The 19,204-nt window shown below is 67.2% G+C and carries 20 protein-coding genes; 9 read left to right on the top strand and 11 right to left on the bottom strand.

All coding sequences use genetic code 11. The features are described 5' to 3' along the window. Position 1: 1 nt before the first annotated feature. Positions 2 to 520: a hypothetical protein gene (locus HNP55_RS21685; RefSeq protein WP_184304097.1), complete on the bottom strand. Its 519-nt coding sequence runs from the start codon at positions 518 to 520 to the stop codon at positions 2 to 4. Positions 521 to 781: 261 nt separating this feature from the next. Between HNP55_RS21685 and HNP55_RS21680 the strand changes: the two genes are divergently transcribed. Beyond that, positions 782 to 2,845: a prolyl oligopeptidase family serine peptidase gene (locus HNP55_RS21680; protein ID WP_184304095.1), complete on the top strand. Its 2,064-nt coding sequence runs from the start codon at positions 782 to 784 to the stop codon at positions 2,843 to 2,845. Between the two features lie 7 nt (positions 2,846 to 2,852). On the opposite strand, the gene HNP55_RS21675 is transcribed toward HNP55_RS21680, so the two are convergent. From HNP55_RS21675 to HNP55_RS21645, 7 genes are all read right to left on the bottom strand, one after another. Continuing rightward, the gene (locus HNP55_RS21675; protein ID WP_184304094.1) at positions 2,853 to 3,908 is read right to left on the bottom strand and encodes a DMT family transporter; all 1,056 of its coding nucleotides are present in this window, start codon (positions 3,906 to 3,908) and stop codon (positions 2,853 to 2,855) included. Positions 3,909 to 3,915: 7 nt separating this feature from the next. Beyond that, positions 3,916 to 4,293: a hypothetical protein gene (locus tag HNP55_RS21670; RefSeq protein WP_221439731.1), complete on the bottom strand. Its 378-nt coding sequence runs from the start codon at positions 4,291 to 4,293 to the stop codon at positions 3,916 to 3,918. Positions 4,294 to 4,357: 64 nt separating this feature from the next. After that, entirely contained in the window at positions 4,358 to 7,471 is a 3,114-nt protein-coding gene (locus HNP55_RS21665; RefSeq protein ID WP_184304093.1) for an efflux RND transporter permease subunit, read from the bottom strand. Between the two features lie 13 nt (positions 7,472 to 7,484). After that, positions 7,485 to 8,630 carry an efflux RND transporter periplasmic adaptor subunit gene (locus HNP55_RS21660; protein ID WP_184304092.1) on the bottom strand — a complete coding sequence of 382 codons (1,146 nt, stop codon included), beginning with the start codon at positions 8,628 to 8,630 and terminating at the stop codon, positions 7,485 to 7,487. After that, positions 8,627 to 9,256, bottom strand: a complete 630-nt coding sequence (locus HNP55_RS21655; protein ID WP_184304091.1) for a hypothetical protein — start codon at positions 9,254 to 9,256, stop codon at positions 8,627 to 8,629. Before HNP55_RS21655 ends, HNP55_RS21660 begins: the two co-directional genes overlap by 4 nt. After that, positions 9,253 to 10,500 (bottom strand): TolC family protein, encoded by a 1,248-nt coding sequence (locus HNP55_RS24750; RefSeq protein ID WP_184304090.1) that lies wholly within the window; start codon positions 10,498 to 10,500, stop codon positions 9,253 to 9,255. Before HNP55_RS24750 ends, HNP55_RS21655 begins: the two co-directional genes overlap by 4 nt. A 95-nt stretch (positions 10,501 to 10,595) precedes the next feature. Further along, positions 10,596 to 10,955, bottom strand: coding sequence for a hypothetical protein (locus HNP55_RS21645; RefSeq protein ID WP_184304089.1), 360 nt, complete (start codon positions 10,953 to 10,955; stop codon positions 10,596 to 10,598). 62 nt (positions 10,956 to 11,017) lie between these two features. Here HNP55_RS21645 and HNP55_RS21640 point away from each other — a divergent pair, with 62 nt between their 5' ends. The 3 genes from HNP55_RS21640 (at position 11,018) to hisD (ending at position 13,342) form a co-directional block, all read left to right on the top strand. Continuing rightward, positions 11,018 to 11,293: a BolA family protein gene (locus HNP55_RS21640; protein WP_184304088.1), complete on the top strand. Its 276-nt coding sequence runs from the start codon at positions 11,018 to 11,020 to the stop codon at positions 11,291 to 11,293. Between the two features lie 72 nt (positions 11,294 to 11,365). Continuing rightward, positions 11,366 to 12,004, top strand: coding sequence for an ATP phosphoribosyltransferase (gene hisG, locus HNP55_RS21635; RefSeq protein ID WP_184304176.1), 639 nt, complete (start codon positions 11,366 to 11,368; stop codon positions 12,002 to 12,004). 27 nt (positions 12,005 to 12,031) lie between these two features. Further along, a complete protein-coding gene (hisD, locus tag HNP55_RS21630) occupies positions 12,032 to 13,342 on the top strand; it encodes a histidinol dehydrogenase (RefSeq protein WP_184304087.1) in 1,311 nt (436 codons plus the stop codon). On the opposite strand, the gene HNP55_RS21625 is transcribed toward hisD, so the two are convergent. From HNP55_RS21625 to HNP55_RS21615, 3 genes are all read right to left on the bottom strand, one after another. Next, the gene (locus HNP55_RS21625; RefSeq protein ID WP_221439730.1) at positions 13,332 to 14,246 is read right to left on the bottom strand and encodes a PEP-CTERM sorting domain-containing protein; all 915 of its coding nucleotides are present in this window, start codon (positions 14,244 to 14,246) and stop codon (positions 13,332 to 13,334) included. The two genes, hisD and HNP55_RS21625, sit on opposite strands and share 11 nt — an antisense overlap. Before the next feature lie 98 nt (positions 14,247 to 14,344). Further along, positions 14,345 to 15,415: a branched-chain amino acid ABC transporter permease gene (locus HNP55_RS21620; protein WP_184304086.1), complete on the bottom strand. Its 1,071-nt coding sequence runs from the start codon at positions 15,413 to 15,415 to the stop codon at positions 14,345 to 14,347. A 64-nt stretch (positions 15,416 to 15,479) separates the two neighbouring features. Further along, on the bottom strand, positions 15,480 to 16,040 hold the full coding sequence (locus tag HNP55_RS21615) for a helix-turn-helix domain-containing protein (RefSeq protein WP_184304084.1): 561 nt from the start codon (positions 16,038 to 16,040) through the stop codon (positions 15,480 to 15,482). Between the two features lie 135 nt (positions 16,041 to 16,175). Between HNP55_RS21615 and HNP55_RS24460 the strand changes: the two genes are divergently transcribed. The 5 genes from HNP55_RS24460 to hisH are packed head-to-tail and all read left to right on the top strand — an operon-like array spanning position 16,176 to position 19,174. Then, positions 16,176 to 16,397 carry a CopG family transcriptional regulator gene (locus tag HNP55_RS24460; RefSeq protein WP_348648743.1) on the top strand — a complete coding sequence of 74 codons (222 nt, stop codon included), beginning with the start codon at positions 16,176 to 16,178 and terminating at the stop codon, positions 16,395 to 16,397. Beyond that, a complete protein-coding gene (locus HNP55_RS21610; protein ID WP_348648742.1) occupies positions 16,394 to 16,849 on the top strand; it encodes a PIN domain-containing protein in 456 nt (151 codons plus the stop codon). Before HNP55_RS24460 ends, HNP55_RS21610 begins: the two co-directional genes overlap by 4 nt. Then, positions 16,846 to 17,931 (top strand): histidinol-phosphate transaminase, encoded by a 1,086-nt coding sequence (gene hisC / locus HNP55_RS21605; RefSeq protein ID WP_184304082.1) that lies wholly within the window; start codon positions 16,846 to 16,848, stop codon positions 17,929 to 17,931. The genes HNP55_RS21610 and hisC overlap by 4 nt, the downstream gene beginning before the upstream one ends. Further along, on the top strand, positions 17,928 to 18,524 hold the full coding sequence (gene hisB / locus HNP55_RS21600; protein ID WP_184304080.1) for an imidazoleglycerol-phosphate dehydratase HisB: 597 nt from the start codon (positions 17,928 to 17,930) through the stop codon (positions 18,522 to 18,524). Before hisC ends, hisB begins: the two co-directional genes overlap by 4 nt. Positions 18,525 to 18,526: 2 nt before the next feature. Continuing rightward, a complete protein-coding gene (gene hisH / locus HNP55_RS21595; RefSeq protein ID WP_184304078.1) occupies positions 18,527 to 19,174 on the top strand; it encodes an imidazole glycerol phosphate synthase subunit HisH in 648 nt (215 codons plus the stop codon). The last annotated feature ends 30 nt before the right edge of the window (positions 19,175 to 19,204 follow it).

The raw sequence follows: 19,204 nt of genomic DNA, 5'->3' as shown, positions 1-19,204 counted from the left end.
ATCAAACTCCTTTCGGGGGGTCTTGTTGCAGACGGTGGATGGCTTGCGCCAATTGCAGGGTGGCGCCCAGATGGCGCAGCACCACAGCGGGGTCGAAGGCCGCGGCCTGCGGCGTGGTGGCCTGGCGCAATAGCGATTCGGTATGGGCGAAGCTGCGGCGCAGCAGCTTGTCCTCCAGCTGGGCGGCCTGATCCAGGCTGCTAAGGTCAGCGCTGATCAGCAGCGCCATCGCGTGGCTGAGGTGTTCCAGCGCCTGGCTCAGCACTTCGGAGTGCCGGCCGGTGTCGGCCTCCAGCTGGGCCAGGGCGGCGCGCGGCCGGGCGGCCAGGTCGCGGCACCAGGCCAGGGCGGTGACGAAGTCGAACGCGCCATCGTGCTGGCGCTTCAGCTGGCCCAGCAGCACCCGCAGCTTGTCGCTATTGGTGTTGGCGCCCTCGACCTTGAGCTGGGCCAGCCAGAGGTAGAGATCGCTGGGGATGCGCGCCGACAGCGGCTCCATCGTCGTGCTGGTTTGCGTCATGAACCTGCTCCTGCGGGCCTGCGGAGGCCCGATGAGAGGTAATGTATTCGTTTGAATTCAAATGATGACATCCCCCGGAAGGGGGTATTCGATTCGCCGACTCATCTACCTATCTTTGCCTGCGCCAGAAGGGCATCGATCGACACAATCGCTGCCCGTGCTTCATGGCACTCATACCGTCTTTGGTCGAATGCCTGCTGCCCGGGCGCTGCGGCCGGGTCACAATTTGCCGACCCCCTCCTCATTTCAAGAGAAAAGACGATGTCCGAGCCCATCAAGCGCGCCAATTCTTTCCGCTATGCCTCGCTGAGTCTGGTCCTGAGCCTGGCCTGTGCCGGCCTGGCCCAGGCAGACGAGGCCAGGCCTGCCCTGGTGCAGCCGAATGCAAATCTGCTGGTGCAAGGCATTCCGGCCATCCCGCAAAGCCTGGCCGAGGATGTGGCGCGTTACACCGATTTCCGCGGCCATGGCTTTGTGGACTGGCACCCGAAGCAGCGCGAGATGCTGGTGTCGCACCGCCAGGCGGGCGCCAATACCGCCCAGCTGTTCAGCGTGGGCGCCCCCAGGAACGGCAAGCCGGGCGAGCTGCAGGCCCTGACCGATGCGCCCGATCCGGTCAGCCGTGCGGCCTATGAGCCCAAGACCGGCAAGTACCTGGTGTTCGAGCGCGCCAATGGCGGCGACGAGGTGGCCCAGCTCTACCGCCTGGATCTGGGCCCCAGGGCCGACAAAACGCCCGTCTTGCTGACGCCGCCGCAAGAGCGCCATGCCTTGGTGAGCTGGTTGAATGCCGGGGGCGAGCTGATCTATGCCTCCACGCCCCTGGACCGCACGGCCCAGGGCGGCAGCCGGGCCGAGGTGACGACCACCTTCTGGCAGCTCGATCCGCTCTCGGCCGAGCCCCTGAAGAGCCGCCGCAAGCTGGTGGAACTGCCCGGTGGCGGCTGGTTTGCCGGCCAGCTGTCCAGGGATGACAAGCAGCTGGCGCTGACCCGCTATCTATCGGCCAATGAGAGTGAGATCTGGTTGCTGAACCTGGGCAGTGGCGCGCTGCGCCAGGTCTTGCCGGCCAAGACTCAGGCACAGGCAAACGCCAGCGTGAAAACCAGTTACTTCGGCGCCGGCTTCAGCCGGGATGGCAAGCATCTCTGGTTCAGCGGCGATCAGTTTGGCGAGTTCCGCGAGCTGCAGCGCCTGAATCTGGCGACGGGTGAGCTGCAGCGCGTCAGCGCCCACATCCCCTGGGACGCCTCGGGCGTCAACTTCAGCCCGGACGGCCGCCGCCTGGTGGCGCAGTTCAATGTCGAGGGCCGCAACGAGCTGCATCTCTTCGACAGCGCCAGCGCCAAGGAACTGCCTCTGCCCAAGCTGCCCCAGGGCAATGTGGGGGGCGCCCATTTCGATGACAAGCGCGGTGAACTGGCCTTCAGCGTCAATAACGCCCATGGCCCCAGCCAGATCTACAGCCTGAGCGGCAAAGGACAGCTGCAGGCCTGGACCCAAGCCTATGCGCCACCGGGCGTGGACACGCGAACCTTCCCCGAGCAGCAGATCATTCGCTGGAAGAGCTTTGACGGCCAGGCGATCTCCGGCCTGATGACCCTGCCGCCGGCGCAGAAGTTCCCGGGCAAGCGGCCGGTGCTGATCTCCATCCACGGCGGTCCTGAGAGCCAGGCCAGCGTGGGTTTCTTGAACCGCAACAGCTATTTTGTGATGGAGCAGGGCATTGCGCTGATCCAGCCCAATGTGCGCGGCTCCAGCGGCTTTGGCAAGAGCTTTCTGGCCATGGACAACGGCTTCAAGCGCGAGGACTCGGTCAAGGACATCGGCGCCTTGCTGGACTGGATCGCCACCCAGCCTAACTTGGATGCCTCGCGGGTTCTGATCATGGGTGGCAGCTATGGCGGCTATATGACCCTGGCCACGGCCACGCATTACGCCGAGCGCATTGCCGGCTCCATCGATGTGGTGGGCATCTCGCACTTCCTCACCTTCTTGAAGAATACCGAGAGCTATCGCCGCGACCTGCGCCGGGTGGAATACGGCGACGAACGCGACCCGGCCATGCGCGAGCATCTGGAGAAAATTTCGCCGCTGACGAATGCGCATCTGATCAAGAAGCCGCTATTCGTCGTGCAGGGCAAGAACGATCCGCGCGTGCCTTATACCGAGGCCGAGCAGATCGTCGCCAAGGTGCGTGAGAACGGCACGCCGGTCTGGTATCTGCGCGCCGACAACGAGGGCCATGGCTTCGCCCGCAAGGAGAACCAGGACTTCCAGTTCTACGCCACCATCCTGTTCCTGCGCGAGACGCTGCTGAAATAGCCCGGCATCAGTGCGTGTGCCGGTGATGGAGGTCCGGCACATGGGCATGCTTGTGGCGCAGGGCCGGGTGCCGGTGCGGATGGCTGTGCGGCCCGGCGGGCATGGGCTCGTGCTCATGGTCGTGATGACCATCATCATGGGTATGGGCATGCTCATGCTCCAGGGCCTCATGCGCATGCTCGTGTTCGTGCGATTCGGCCAGATGGACGAGCACGCCGGCCAGCATCAGGCCGCCGCCGAGCAGCAGCCCCCAGCCGCCCGAGCGGTCGCCCAGCGCCAGGGCCAGGGCCGCGCCGATAAAGGGCGCGAAGGCGAAGACCGAGCCGGTGCGCGCCGCACCGAAGGCGCGCTGGGCCAGCAGATAAAAGCGCAGGCTCAGGCCATAACCTGTGGCGCCCACGGCCAGCAGACCCAGGGCGGGGCCCCATCCCGGCAGGGCTTCGCCGCTCAGCCAGGCCAGGCCGCCGGTGGCCGAGGCGCCTAGCAAGGCCTTGGCCAGCACGACCTGGGCGGGGTCGCGTTCGGCCAGCGCCCGTGACAAGCTGTTGTCCATGCCCCAGGCCGCGGTGGCCAGCAGTACGGCCAGCAAGCCCCATAGTTGGCTGCCGCCCCCCTGGCCCTGATCCAGCACCAGGGTGATGCCGCCGGCCAGCAGCAATAGCAGGGCACTCCACACCCGCCGGTCCATGGTCTCGCCGTAGAACCTCCAGGCCAGCACCGCCGTGAACAGCGCCTCCAGCGTCAGCAGCAGCGAAGCGCCGGTGCCGCTGCTGCGCTGCAGACCCCAGGCCATGGCCACGGGCGCGATGAGGGCGCCGAACAAGGCCACGGCCAGCAGGCGCGGCAGATCCGAGCGGCGCAAGCGCGCCTCCTTCTCCACCGGCCGGCGCAGCAGGGCGCCCACCAGGGCGGCGCCTGCGTACAGCAAGGCGGACGTCGTGAAGGGCCCCAAACCCAGGCCCAGCTTCTGGACCAGGGGTGTGCTGACGCCAAACAGCGCCGCCGCCAGCAGGGCCAGCAAGCCGCCTTTGAGCGCGGGGAGATGAGACGCGGTGCTTGTCATCGGGAACTCACTTCAGCGTGAAACGCACGGTCACTGCTCGGCCTTCGACATTGTTCAGCACGGCCACCACCTTGTCGCCCTTGGCCAGCTTCACACCCGTGGCGCGCAGCTTGTTGTCGCCGGCTTCCTTCAGTTCTGCCTCGGTCTTGTGGCTGCCCTGCAGCACGCTCAGCTTGCCGGTAATGCCTTTGGAGGACATGGGCTCGTCATGGTCCACCAGGTAAATCGTCACGCCATCGGCCTCGGCCACCAGCTCGAAATTGACGTCGTTGGCCACTTGCACGACGCCGCCGTGCTGTGGCTTGGCGGCGCCATGGGCGATGGCGGAGTTCAGCGTCAGGGCGCCCAAGGCGAGGGCGGTGATGGGGATCAGTTTTTTCAACATGGTTTCAGTCTTTGTTCAAGCTGTGGTGCACTTGAGGGCGGCACCGCTTGGCCCGGGTCTGTGCTCAGGTGGTTTGCTCGGCCTCGCGCAGCAGGCGCTCGGTGGGCTGGCGGCCCAGCAGCCAGAACAGCAAGGGCGTCAGCAGCGTGTCCAGCAGCGTGGAGCTGAGCAGGCCGCCGAAGATCACCACGGCCACCGGGTGCAGGATTTCCTTGCCCGGGGCATCGCCGGCCAGCAGCAGTGGCGTCAGTGCGAAGGCGGCCACCAGGGCCGTCATCAGCACCGGTGTCAGACGCTCCAGCGAGCCGCGCACAATCATGGCCTGGCCGAAGCTCTCGCCCTCGAAACGGCATAGATGGAGGTAGTGGCTGATCTTCAGGATGCCGTTGCGGCTGGCGATGCCGGCCAGCGTGATGAAACCCACCATGGCCGCCACCGACAGGCTCAGGCCCGCGATCCACATCGCCAGCACGCTGCCGATCAGGGCCAGCGGGATATTGGCCATGATGATGGCGGCCAGCACGGCCGAGCGGTAGCGCGAGTACAGCAGCAAAAACATCATCGCCAGCGACAGCAAAGACAAGCCCATGATCAACCGGCTCGCCTGCTCCTGGGCCTGGAACTGGCCCTCCAGGCTGATGAAGCTGCCGGTGGGCAAGCGCGTGGCGGCGATGATCTGGCGGATGTCGGCGACGATGCGGCCCATGTCCGAACCGTCGGTGTTGGCGTAGACGACGATGCGGCGGCGGCCGTTCTCGCGACCTATCTGGTTGGGGCCGTCGGCCTCCTCGACGCTGGCGAAGCTGGACAGCGGCAGCCGCCCGGCCGGTGTGTCGATCAGCGTGCGGGCCAGGTCTTGCGGGCCGCGCTGGCCGTCCGGCAGGCGCAGCACCAGCTCGTAGCGGCGCGCGCCGTCCACGATTTTTGTACCGTGGGCGCCGTCGCTTAGGGTTTGCAGGATGCGCAGCGCCTCGCCCGGGGCCAGGCCGGTCTGGGCCAGGCGCTGCTGATCGAGGCGCACCAGGATTTGCGGGATCAGCACCTGCTTCTCCACGCTCAGGTCCACCAAGCCTTTCACGCTGGACAGCTGCTGGCGCATCTGTTCGGCCTGGCCGCGCAAGGTGTCGGTGTCGTCGCCGTAGATCTTGATGGCGATCTGGGCCCGCACGCCCGAGAGCAGATGGTCCAGCCGGTGCGAGATGGGCTGGCCGATGGCGACCTGGGCCGGCAGCACGGACAGCTGGGCGCGGATCTGCGCCATCACGCGCTCTCGGTCCACCGGCTTCCCATCGCGGCGCAGGTCCACGTCGATCTCTGCCGAGTGCACGCCCTCGGCATGCTCGTCCAGCTCGGCGCGGCCGGTGCGGCGGCCGACCTGGCTCACGCCCGGCACCGCGCCGATCAGCTGCTCGGCCAGCGCCCCCATGCGATTGGCCTCGGCCAGCGAGGTGCCGGGGTTGAAGGCCAGGCCCAGCACCAGCGAGCCCTCGTTGAAGGCGGGCAGAAAAGCGCGCGGGAAAAAAGGCACGCTGGCCGCCGCTGCGGCCACCGCCACCACGGCCGCGCCTATCAACAGCCTGGCGCGCGGGAAGGACCAGGCCAGCAGCTTGGTGTCCCAATGCTTGAGCCTGGCCACCAGCGGGCTGTCGCCATCGCTCAGTCGCTTCATGCGCGGCAGCAAGTAACTGCACAGCACCGGCGTGATCGTCATCGACACCCCCATCGAGGCCAGGATGGAGACGATGTAGGCGATGCCCAGCGGTGCGAACAAGCGACCCTCGACGCCCGGCAGCGCGAACAGGGGCAGGAACACCAGCACCACGATCGCCGTGGCGTAGACGATGCCCGAGCGCACCTCGACGCTGGCCCGGCGCACGAGCTCCAGCAGGGGCAGGGGCTGTGCCAGCTTGCGGTTCTCCTTCAGGCGCCGCAGGATGTTCTCCACGTCCACCACCGCGTCGTCGACCAGCTCGCCGATGGCAATCGCCAGGCCGCCCAAGGTCATCACATTGATCGACTGGTCCAGCAGCCGGAACACCAGGGCCGTCACCGCCAGCGACAGCGGAATCGCCACCAAGGAGATCAGCGTGCTGCGCGCCGACAGCAGGAAGGCGAACAGCACGATGGCCACCATGATGGCGCCGTCGCGCAGCGCTTCGCTGACATTGGCGATGGCGGCCTGGATGAAGTCGGCCTGGCGGAACAGCACCTTGGGCGCGGACAGGCCTTGGGGCATGCCGGCCTGCAGCTCTTCCAGCGCCTGCTCGACCTGGGCGCTCAGGCGCACGGTGTCCGCGGTCGGCTGCTTCTGTACGCTGACGATCACCGCCGCTGCGCCCTTGTAACCCGCGTCACCGCGCTTCATGCCCGGGGCGAAGCGGACTTCGGCCAGCTGGTTCAGCAGCACCGGCCGGCCATTCTTCCAGGCCACGGCGATGCCTTGCAGGTCTTCGACCTTGTTGCTGCGGCCGATATGGCGGATCAGGTATTCCCGCTTGTTCAGGTCGATGAAGCCGCCACCGGCATTGCTGGCAAAGCCGCGCAGGGCCTGCTCAATCTGGCTCAGCGAGACGCCCAGCTGGGCCATGCGGACCGGGTCGGGCTCCACGCGCAGCTGGCGCACTTCGCCGCCGATGGGGATCACCTGCGAGACGCCGGGAATGGCCAGCAGGCGCGGCCGCAACACGAAGTCCGCGTACTCGCGCGCCTGCATGGGGGTGGCCCTGTTTTTGCCATCTTCCAAGGGCAGGGCAATCAGCATCACCTCGCCCATGATGGACGAGACCGGGCCCATCACCGGCGTGATGTCGCCGGGCAGCTGGCCGCGCAGCTGGGCCAGGCGCTCGGCCACCAGCTGGCGCTTGCGGTAGATGTCGCTGCCCCAGTCGAATTCGGCGTAGACGATGGACAGGCCCACTCCGGAGGTGGAGCGCACCCGGGTCAGGCCGGGCATGCCGTTGAGCGCCGTCTCGATGGGGAAGCTGACGAGCTGCTCGACCTCCTCCGGCGCCATGCCGCCCGCCTCGCTCAGCACCGTGACGACGGGCTTGTTCAGGTCGGGGAAGACATCGACCGGCGTGCGCCAGGCCGTGATGGCCCCCAAGACCAGCAGCAGGGCCGCGCAGGCCAGCACCAGGAGCCGGTTGTGCAGGCTGCTTCTGACGATCCAGTTGAACATAGCGTTAGGCTCCTCAGCGAATTTGCGCGAGCAGGGCCGCGCCCTGGACCACGACACGGTTGTCCGCCGCCAGGCCCTGGGTCACCAGCACGCTGTGGGTGTCCAGCGCCTGAATCTGCACGGGCTGGGGGATGTAGCGTTCCGCACCCGCTTTGATCCACACCACCGCCTCATTGGCGGGGCCGCGTACCAGGCTTTCAGCCGGCAGCACGATGCCCTTGCGCCGGCTCTTCAGCGCCGCAGTGACTTGCACGGGCTGGCCCAGGGCCAGCAGCGCGCCCTCGCTGGCCTGCAGCTTGAAGGTTAGCGGCAGCACGCCGTCGCGCAGGGCGCGGGCGGCGCCCACCAGCTGCAGCTTTGCGCCGTCCATGCCCACCAGGCTGGCCGCGCCGATCTGGGCGCCCAGCTGGGCATCGGGCGTCGTGGCCTCGACCAGCAGACGGGCCGGGTCGACGACCTCGACCAAGACCTCGCGGCTTTCGATGATCTGGCCGAGTTTCAGCGCGGTACTGGCAATCACGCCCGACACCGGCGCGCGCAGGGCCTCGCGGGCGTCCAGGCTGGTGTTGACGCTGCGCTCGCGCTCGCTCAGCGAGCGGGCCTCGATGCGGGCCGCCTCGATGTCCTTGCGGGGCACCGTGCCTTCCAGCGACTCCAGGCGTTTGAGGCGCTGTTCGGCCAGCTCGCGCGCCGCGCGCAGCTCGCTGCGCTGGGCCTGCTGGCTGGCCAAGGCATAGGGTTCGGCATGATGGCGCAGCCAGGCCAGGACCTCACCCTGGCGCACCGCCTGGCCGGCGACCGGCAGGCCCTTGGGCCCGGCTTCGACGCGGCCGCCGTGGGCGGCCTGGACCTGGCCGCTGGCGTTCGGGTCGGCGATCACCCGGCCGGGGATCTGAACCGTCGCCGCCGCCTCGGATTCCGGCGCGATGACGGTGCGCAGCCCCATGCGGCGCTGGGCCAGCTTGGGCACATTGACGCTGCCGTCGGGCAGGCGGGCCAGGCCGGCGGCATTGGGGGCGGCGGCCTGGTCCAGGTGCTCGCCGTTCGGGCCGTGGGCGCCCGGGGAGGCGGAGGCGGTTTGGCTCGCGATGCTCAGGGCCAGGACGGCCGACAGGGACAGCAGTGCCGGAGCGCTGCGGCTTGTTTTGTTCTTCTTCATGCCTGCTCTCCGTTCAGCCTGCTTGCCAAAGCGTCGCCGCTGCTGCGATCGCGCCATTTCCAGCTGAGCACGAGCAGCAGCAGGATGGCCGCGCCCAGGGCCCAGCGCCACCAGCCGCTGCCCGGCCCCTGATCGCCGCCAGGGCCATGGGCAGCGTCCCGGGCCGTGCCGGCAGCGACGTGCAACACGCCGTCCAGCAGATCGCTCTCGGCGCCGGCCAGGACGGTGATGATCAGCGGGTGTTCGCCCGGCGTGGACAGCAGCTTCAGCAGGGCTGGGTCATCGACCGCGTAGTCACCCAGATCGGCGTGGAACTTGGCCTTGGCTTTCAAGGGGCCGGACTCGAGCTCGACATCGGCCCCCAGCAGCGGCTCGTTGCTGGCATAACGGTCGATCAGGATGGACAGTTCGCCGCCGTCCAGCCTGGCCACCAGCTCGAACAGCTCGGACCTGGCCTCCAGCCGCGGCGCGCTCGAGACGGCGGCTGTGCCTGGGGCTTGGGCGTCGAGGTGTTCACCGTTGGGGCCATGCGCACCGGAGGAAGCCCAGGCCGCCAGGGCGCTCAGGCCGAGCGCCAGGGCCAGGATGGGCCGGCTTGAGAAAAAGAAGAAGTGGCTTGCTTTCATGGCAGTTGCCCCAGCGCTTGTTGGAGACGGGCCCGGGCTTGCGCCAGGGCCGCTTGTTGACGGGCGGCGCCGGCCTCGGCCTGGGCGGCCGCGGACAGGGCGCGCAGCAGCTCGGGCAGGGCGGACTCGCCGGCCTGGAAGGATTTTTTGAGCAGCCGGGCGCGTTCGCTCAGCAGGCGCGCGCGTTCGCTCTCGGCCTCGAGTTGAAGCGTGACGGCGCTCAGCTGGCCGCGGGCCAGGGCCAGTTCGGCCTCCAGCTGCGGGCGCAGACGCTGCTGTTGCAGCAGGGCCAGGTCTTGCTCGGCCAGGGCCGCGGCCAGCCGGGGCTGGCTGTGGGGGTCCTGGCCCAGGGGCAGGCGCAGGGACAGCGCCAGGCTGTGCTGCTGCGCCTGGCCGAGGCCGGGGCGCTCTTGGCGCCAGCCCAGGCCCAGTTCCGGCGGCGATCCGCGTTGAGCCTGGACCTCTTTGACGCGCTGACGGGATCGCTGCACGGCGGCCTCGGCCAATTGGGCCTCGGCATGTTGTTCCAGGGCCGCGTCCTCGCCGGCCGCGATGGGTTCCGGCTCGGGCAGCGTCGGCGCGCCGCTCAGCAAGGCCCAGGCGCTGCGCTGTGTGGCGAGCGATTGCTGCGCCTCCGCTTCCAGCGTGCGCGCCGACAGCATCTCGGCCCGGGCCGCCATCGCATCGGCCGGGGCCAGGTCGCCGGCCTGGACGCGCCGTTCGACATCGCCGCCCAGTTCCTCCAGCAGCTGGCGCTGCCGGGCGGCTTGTCGTGCATCGGCCTCGGCCAGCCTCAGCCGGCCGGCCTGCTCGCGCAGCTGGGCGGCCAGGCGCAGGCGCGCGGCCCGCTCGGCGGCGGCGGCCCAGTCGGACTCGGCCTGGGCCGCCTGGGCGTTCTGCTGGGCCTGGCCGAGGCGCCACAGCGGCAAGGCGAGGCCGATCTCGGTCTCGCGGCTGCCCGCGGCCGCTGCGCCGCGGCCCTCGCGCTGGGACCATTCAAGGGTCGGTGCCCCGGCCAGCCAGCTGCCGGCGACGCGCTGCTGGGCCTCGGCCTGGCGCTGGCGGCCGCTGGCTTCGGCGGATTCGAGCGAGCGGGCCCAGGCGGCATCGAGGGCCTGGGCCATGGTGAACCGGGCGGGCGCCACGGTGGCCGCGACCGGGGTGGCAGGCTGCGCCAAGGCGGGGCAGCCCGGTACGCCGCCTGCGAGCGCGCAGGCAAGGCTGAACCTGAGGGAAGGTTTCACGATCATCCTGACAGTGGGGCGGCAAGCCTGTTTTTGGCGGCTTGCTGCCGTGCAGATCCAGCGCGCAGGGGCAGGCCCCGCGCGCGACGGCGGTGTCAGACGCGTGTTTTGGGAGGTCGCTCGGGGCCGCTCAGGCAGGGCTGGGGCGTTTTGCTGGCGCGGAATTCGCAGGGCGGCTCCGAGCAAGTCAGCAGCGATGGGCGCGCCGCCTCGGTCAGCAGGGCGGGCGCAAACACGCCCGCGTCCGCCGTGCTGTGTTTGTTTGAGGCGGGCGATTCGTCCTGGTGGAAATCGCCGTCCTGCTCGTCGTGGTGATGCGCAAGGCCCTCGAAATGGAGCAACTCGTGCTGTTGCTGCCGCTGCGCCTTGGCCGTCAGCACGCCCACGCCCGCATGCGCCAGCGCTTGCCAGCACAGGCACAGGGTGAGCAAAAAGACGAGGCAACGCTGCAACATGGCCGGGAGTCTAAACGAGGTGGACGGCGTCGCCCTTGGGTCCCGTCCTACAATTCCAGGCTATGGCCGACCCTACACCCGCTCAAGTTGAGCAATACATCGCCGCAGGCATGACCTGCGAATACCTGCTTGTCGAGGGCGATGGCAGGCATTTCTTTGCCACCATCGTGTCCTCCGAATTCGAAGGCCTGAGCCGTGTGCGCCGCCACCAGCGCGTGTACGCGGTCCTGGGGGATCGGATGCGGGAAGAGATCCACGCCCTGTCCATGGGCAAGACGCTCACGCCCGCCGAGTGGGCCGCCAGCCCCGAGGGCCAAGCCGTCGCCGCTTCACGCTAAACCTTTTGGCAAAGGGTCGCTGCACAGCGACCTTTTTTGTTTCCTCCCCCCGCCTCCCACGCCCGCCCCATGATGATCACGCTCGCCCTGTCCAAAGGCCGCATCTTCGAAGAAACCTTGCCCCTGCTGAAGGCAGCAGGCATCACGGTGCTGGAAGACCCCGAAACCTCGCGCAAGCTGATCCTCGCGACCAATAGCCCCGAGGTCCGCGTGGTGCTGGTGCGCGCCAGCGACGTGCCCACCTATGTGCAGTACGGCGGTGCCGATCTGGGCGTGGTGGGCCGCGATGTGCTGATCGAGCATGGCGTGGACGGCATGTACCAGCCCCTGGACCTGAATATCGCGCGCTGCCGCATGAGCGTGGCGGTGCGTGACGACTTCGACTATGCCGATGCCGTCAAGCAGGGCTCGCGCATCCGCGTGGCCACCAAGTACACCGAGATCGCCCGCCAGCACTTTGCCGACAAGGGCGTGCATGTGGACCTGATCAAGCTCTACGGCTCGATGGAGCTGGCCCCGCTGACCGGCCTGGCCGATGCCATCGTGGACCTGGTTTCCACCGGCAATACCTTGAAGGCCAACCATCTGGTCGAGGTGGAGAAGATCATGGAAATCTCCTCCCGCCTGCTCGTCAACCAGGCCGCGCTCAAGCTCAAGCGCGAGCCCTTGCGCCGCATGATCGAGGCCTTTGCCTCGGCCGTTCCCAAGTAACACTTCCAGCTCTCTTTATTCTTCACCATGTTGAATCTGCGCCAACTCAGCACCGCCTCCGCCGACTTCGAATCCGAGTTCCAGCGCGTGCTGCATTGGTCGGCCGAGACGGACGCAGGCATAGAGACGCGGGTGGCCGAGATCCTGGCCGATGTGAAGGCACGCGGCGACGCGGCGCTGCTGGCCTACACGGCCCGCTTCGATCATCTGGCTGTGGACAGCGTGGCGGCCCTGGAGCTGAGCCGCGAGGAGCTCAAGGCCGCTTTTGAGGCCATCAGCCCGGCCCAGCGCAGCGCGCTGCAGGCCGCCGCCGAGCGGGTGCGGCTCTATCACGAACGCCAGAAGCAGCATTCCGGCCTGAGCTGGAGCTACCGCGACGCGGACGGCACACTCTTGGGCCAGAAGGTCACGCCGCTGGACCGGGTGGGCATTTACGTGCCCGGCGGCAAGGCCGCCTACCCCAGCAGCGTGTTGATGAATGCCATCCCTGCCCAGGTGGCCGGCGTGCCCGAGATCATCATGGTCGTGCCCACGCCGCGCGGCGAGAAGAATCCGCTGGTGCTGGCTGCGGCCTATGTGGCCGGCGTCGGCCGCGCCTTCACCGTGGGTGGCGCGCAAGCCGTGGCTGCGCTTGCTTACGGCACCGCCACCATCCCGCGCGTGGACAAGATCACCGGCCCCGGCAATGCCTATGTGGCCAGCGCCAAAAAGCATGTGTTCGGCCAGGTCGGCATCGACATGATTGCCGGCCCCAGCGAGATCCTGGTGCTGGCCGACGGCACGACGCCGCCGGACTGGGTGGCCATGGATTTGTTCAGCCAGGCGGAGCACGACGAGCTGGCGCAAAGCATTCTGCTCTGCCCCGACGCGGGCTATATCGCTCAGGTGGCCGAGGCGATCGAACGCCTGCTGCCCAGCATGCCGCGTGCGGCGGTGATACGCGCCTCGCTGGAGGGGCGTGGCGCGCTGATCCAGACCCGTTCGATGGACGAAGCCTGTGAGATCAGCAACCGCATCGCGCCCGAGCATCTGGAGGTCTCCAGCTTTGATCCGCAGCGCTGGGCGCCGCTCTTGCGCCATGCCGGCGCCATCTTTCTGGGTGCCTTCACCAGCGAGAGCCTGGGCGACTACTGCGCCGGCCCCAACCATGTGCTGCCGACCTCGGGCACGGCGCGCTTTTCTTCGCCCTTGGGCGTCTACGACTTCCAGAAGCGCAGCAGCCTGATCGAGGTCAGCGAGGCGGGCGCCCAGAAGCTGGGGCCCATTGCGGCGGAGTTGGCCTATGGCGAGGGCTTGCAGGCGCATGCCCGGGCGGCGGAGCTGCGCCTCAAGCCCTGAATCTGCGGCGCGTTAGCCCCAAGCCAGCCAGGCCCAGTCCCAGCAGCAGATAGCTGGCGGGCTCCGGTACCGTCGTGGCCAGAAAATCATGGCCGCTCAGGCCGGTGGTGTTCAGTCCGGCGACCGAGGGGGTGAGCTGGTAGTAGGCGGAATGGTAGAAGTCCGCCTCGGCGTTGCGCCCGGTTCGGGCGTAGGAGCTCACATCGGCACCGGCATAAAGCATGCCGTTGATCGTCAGCGTATGGCCGACCTGGGTGTTCAGGGTCAGGGTGTAGGCGCCGGCGGCGTTTTTCTTCGCATCCCAGCTCAGGCTGGCGGTCTGGCCGCTGTCCTTGTCGCGCAAGCGCATCTCGGCCAGGCCATCGGCGCTGAGGTAGCCGCCCATCTCGAAGGAGGGCGAAGACAGCGTGCCATTGATGGACAGCGTCAATTGGTAGCTGACCGGCGTGCCCAGGGCCAAGGTGCTGCTGCTGACCTGGATGGTGTCAAAGAAATTGGCCTGGGCCGTGCCATTGCCATAGCCGTACTCGATCTGATGGCCTTGCGCGTCATAGCCGTAAGGGTAGTAGGCCGAGGCATAGGCCTTGAGCATGCCGATGCTGGCCAGCACCTTGACGCTGGCTTTGCCGCCGCTGACGACCGTGGCACTGGAGTCCAGGCGGTTCAGGGCCAGGGCCTGGGGTTTGTCCAGCCAGTCAAAGCTCTGGTAGTCGGTCTTGTCGTCGTTGTGCAGAAAGTCGGCGGCGTGGCTGCGCACATAGGCGTTGAGCTGGTAGGACTGGGCTTTTGCCGGGCTCATGCAGGCCAGGAGTAGGGCCGCCAAGGCCAGGCCTCGGCTGGGGGCTAGATGCTGTTGCTGTTGCTGTTGCTGCTGTTGCTGCTGCTGCTGCTGCTGCTGGGTCATGGGGCTTGCTCCGCTGTGGCTGGAAAGGATCCAAAAAAGATCCATAAATCTAGCCATAAAGAGCCCAAAGCCCAGCCCCTAGTTGTGGGGGGTGGCGCTCAGTGCCGGCCCCGGTCCGCGGCAGGCCAGAGGCCGTGCGGGCGCCACAACATGGTGAGGATCATGGCCAGCGAGATCAATAGGGGGCGCATGATGCCTGCGTCAAGCCGCCCGTCCGTCAGCGTCTGCAAGGGGCCGACCACATAGCGAAGCAGCTCCGGCAAGGCGCTCAGCAGCGCGGCCCCCAGGATCACGCCGCGGATATGGCCGATACCGCCAAACACCACCATGGCCACGATGATCACGGACTCCTGCAGGCTGAAGGCCTCGGGTGAGATATGGCCTTGTATGGCCGCAAACATCGACCCCGCCATGCCTGCAAAGCTGGCGCCAATGCCGAAGGCGAGCAGCTTCATCCTGCCGATATCGATGCCCATGGCCGAGGCGGCCATCTCGTCATCGCGTATGGCCATCCAGGCTCGGCCAAGGCGCGAGCCCTGCAGGCGATGGCATATCAGCAGGGTCAGCAGCAGCAGCGCTAGCAGCAGGTAGTAGTACAGGGAGACGGGCTCCAGCTCGACGGCGCCAAAGGCCAATCGCTGGCCCAGGCTCAGGCCGAAAATGCTGAAGGGGTCGATGGGCCCGATGCCTTGCGCGCCATTGCTGAGGTTGATCGGATGCCCAAGATTGTTGATCAGCAGCCGCACGATCTCGCCGAAGCCCAGCGTCACCATGGCCAGATAGTCGCCCCGCAGCTTGAGCGTGGGTGAACCCAGCAGCATGCCGAAGAAAGCGGCCAGGGCGGCGGCCAGGGGTAAGGTGATCCACCACGAGGCGTGCAAGCCCGCCGGGAAGGTGGCGAGGACCCAGGCGAAATTCTCCGCAAGATGGGGGGAGCTCAGCAGGGCGGTCGAGTAGGCACCGACGGCATAGAAGGCCACATAACCCAGGTCCAAGAGGCCGGCGCAACCCACGATGATGTTCATGCCCAAGGCCAGGACGGTGTAGAGCAGCACCATATCGGCCGTGCGAACCCAGTGCGTTCCCAGCCCTTGCAGCGCGAACGGCAGCGCAAGCAAGGCGACGAGGCTCAAGCGGCCTTGCCATGTCCGAGGAGATTTCAAGTCCATCAAGCCCTCTCTTTCCGAGCTGAAAAACGAGCTTCGCGGCCTGGCCCGCCTTGCTCGCCTCGCCTCAGGCTGAATTCACCCGGATGACGACGAGGTAGCGTGCTACTTCAGCGCCAGGGTTATAGATCTCGTGCGCCAGATGAAGGGCCAGGCGTGCGCAGTCGCCCGGCTTCAGCGGCAGCTGCTCGCCCCCGGCCGACAGCTGCAACTGCCCCTGCTGAAGCAGCAACTGCCCATCGATGCAGAGAGCGCCGGAGGCGGGGAAGCTGATTCGGGCACCGGGCGGCAGATTGACGGCAACAATTTCAGCGTCGCCCTGGCGCAGGGCGGGGGACACCAGGCGGCGCGTGTAGCCCGTCGCCGGGTCCGTCCATTCGCGCTGCTCGGCGAGCCGCGAGACGGTTTGCTGCGTCGGCCCTGCTTCGAACATCAGCGCCGACAAGCTGATCCCCATGGCATTGGCCAGGCGTGCCAGCAACACGGCGGTGGGGGTGCTGACCTGGCGCTCGATCTTGGAGATCATGGCGCGGCTCACCCGCGAGCGCTCCGCCAACTCGTCCAGGGACCAGCCTCTTTGCTTGCGCTCGGCCTTGAGGCGCTGCGCGATTTGCTCTGCCATATCCATGTGGAAATTCTACTTTAGTAGAATTTTGCCGACGACTGGGGAAACCCTTGCAAGACTTGGGTGTTCGTCTGGGCCTGGCGAATTCAGAGCGACACGAACTTCGTGTTGCACGAACTTCGTGTTAACCTGTGCGCCGTGAAGAATGTGACTATCTCCATGGAAGACAGCGTGGCCGAATGGGCCCGGCTGGAGGCTGCGCGGCGCAATACCAGCGTCTCGCGCCTGGTGGGCGAGATGCTGGCCGAGAAGATGCGGCACGACGACGCCTACGAGCGTGCCATGCAGGACTGGCTGCATCGCGAGCGCTCCTGGGTCTCGGATGGCCAGGCTTATCCACAGCGGAGCACCAAGCCGTGAGCGCCACCAGCCTGTCGCCGGTGTTTGTGGACACCTCGGTGCTGATCTGCAGCGAGGACGGTGTCGATGCGGCCGCTCGCGAGCAGGTGATGGCCTGGCTGCGCCAGCTCTGGCTGCGCCGCCTGGGCCGGGTCTCCACCCAGGTGCTGAATGATTTCTATGCCCAGGTGACCACCGGCATCTCGCCGCCCATGCCCAATGGCGACGCCCGTGCCGAGGTGCGGCGTTACCAGCGCTGGCAGCCCTGGGCCATCGACCACGCCACGGTGGAAAGCGCCTGGTCCATCGAGAGCCGCTTCGGCCTGGCCTATGCCGATGCCCTCATCGTCGCCGCCGCCAAGGCCCAGGGCTGCGCGCGCCTGCTGAGCCTGGAGCTGCCCCATGAGCTGCAGCTGGACAGCGTGCAAATCATCAACCCGCTTTTGCGCCCTGTGGAGAGCCTCCTTCCATGAGCCCGAATCAAGCTCTGATCCAAGCCCTGGCGCAAATTCGCGACGATGTGCGCGCCGCCCACGCCTATCCGGTGGCCTCCAGCGCCGGCATGGTCAAGCTGGATGTGATGGAGAACCCCTTTCGTCTGTCGCCCGAGCTGCAAGCCCAGCTGGGTCAGCGCCTGGGTGCCGTGGCCATCAACCGTTATCCGGCCGAGGGCACGCAGCGCCTGGCCGCCGCCCTGGCCGCATATGCCGGCATGCCCGCGGGCTGCGCCATCACCCTGGGCAATGGCTCGGACGAGCTGATTACCCTGCTCAGCATGGCGGTCAGCAAGCCCGGCGCCTGCGTGCTCTCACCCGAGCCCAGCTTTGTGATGTACGAGATGTCGGCCCGCTACCAGGGGCTGAAGTATGTCGGCGTGCCCCTGCGCGAGGACTTCGAGCTGGACGGCCCGGCCCTGCTGGCCGCCATCCATTTGCATCAGCCGGCCCTGATCTACCTGGCCTACCCGAATAACCCGACGGGCAATCTGTGGGACGAGGCCCTGGTCGAGCAAATCATCCAGGCCGCCCCCGGCCTGGTGGTGATGGACGAGGCCTACCAGCCCTTTGCCGAGCGCGATTCCATGGCCTTGCTGGCGCGCTACCCGCAGCTGCTGCTGATGCGCACCATGAGCAAGTTCGGCCTGGCGGGGGTGCGCATCGGCTATCTGATCGGCCAGCAAGCCCTGGTGGCTGAAGTCGACAAGCTGCGCCCGCCCTTCAATATCAGCGTGCTGAATGCCGAGGCCGGCCTCTTCGCCCTGGAGCATGCCGAGGTCTACGCGGCCCAGGCGGCCGAGTTGCGGGCGCAGCGCGAAACCTTGTTCAAAGCCTTGCAAGCCATGCCCGGCGTGCAGCCTTTCCCCAGCCAGGGCAATATGATTTTGACCCGCGTGCCCGACGCCCCGGCCACCTTCGCGGCGCTGAAGGCGCGCGGCGTGCTGGTGAAGAATTCCTCCGCCGCCCACCCCCTGCTGCGCAACTGCCTGCGCATCACCGTGGGCACGGTGGACGAAAACCAGGCCTTGCTGGCCGCCTTGAAAGAAAGCCTCGCATGAGTACCCCTCGCACCGCCCAAGTCAGCCGCAATACCAAAGAAACGCAGATCAGCGTGGCCCTCAATCTGGACGGCACGGGCGAGGCCAGGCTGAACACCGGCATCGGCTTCTTCGACCATATGCTGGACCAGATCGCCCGCCACGGCCTGATCGACCTCGACATCCAGGCCCAGGGGGATCTGCATATCGACGGCCACCACACGGTGGAAGACGTGGGCATCACCCTGGGCCTGGCGGTGGCGCAGGCGGTGGGCGATAAAAAAGGCCTGACCCGCTACGGCCACAGCTATGTGCCGTTGGACGAGGCCTTGTCGCGCGTGGTGGTGGACTTCTCCGGCCGGCCCGGCCTGGTCATGGACGTCAAGTTCACTGCCGGCAGCATCGGTGCTTTCGACACCCAGCTGGCTTTCGAGTTCTTCCAGGGCTTTGTCAACCATGCCGGTGTCAGCCTGCATGTGGACAATCTGAAGGGCCATAACGCCCATCATCAGTGTGAGACCATCTTCAAGGCCTTTGGCCGCGCCCTGCGCATGGCCCTGACCCTGGACCCGCGCTCGGCCGGCGTCATTCCTTCCACCAAGGGGACGCTCTGATCATGGGCCGTACCGTCGCGGTAGTGGATTACGGCATGGGCAATCTGCGCTCCGTCTCGCAGGCCGTGCTGCATGCGGCCCAGGGTTCGGGCCTGGAGGTTTTGATCACCGCCAGGCCGGAGGAAGTCTATGCCGCCGAACGGGTGGTGCTGCCGGGCCAGGGCGCCATGCTTGAGTGCATGCGCGAGCTGGCCGACTCCGGTCTCAAGGAGGCCGTGCTGGATGCCGCCGCCCGCAAGCCCTTGATGGGGGTTTGCGTGGGCATGCAGATGCTGCTGGACCATAGCGAGGAGCAGGACACCGCTGGCCTGGGCCTGATCCCGGGCGTGGTCAAGCGCTTCCAGCTGGAGGGCCGCCTGCAGCCCGATGGCAGCCGCTTCAAGGTGCCGCAGATGGGTTGGAACCAGGTCGTGCAATCCGCCGCCCATCCCATCTGGGCCGGCGTGCCCGATGAATCCTGGTTTTACTTCGTCCACAGCTTCTACGCCGCGCCGTTAGATGCGCGCCACAGTGTCGGCGAGTGCGATTACGGCGCCCGCTTTACCTGCGCGGTGGCCCGGGATAATATTTTCGCCACCCAATTCCACCCCGAGAAAAGCGCTGCCCTGGGCCTTGCCCTGTACCGCAACTTCCTGCATTGGCAACCCTGAGTTTTCTCATCCCTTTCTCTCCTTCCCCCC

It is taken from the genome of Roseateles oligotrophus (assembly GCF_014204525.1).
GTDB lineage: Bacteria > Pseudomonadota > Gammaproteobacteria > Burkholderiales > Burkholderiaceae_C > Paucibacter_A > Paucibacter_A oligotrophus_A.
This window is presented reverse-complemented; position numbering and strand designations above follow the sequence as displayed.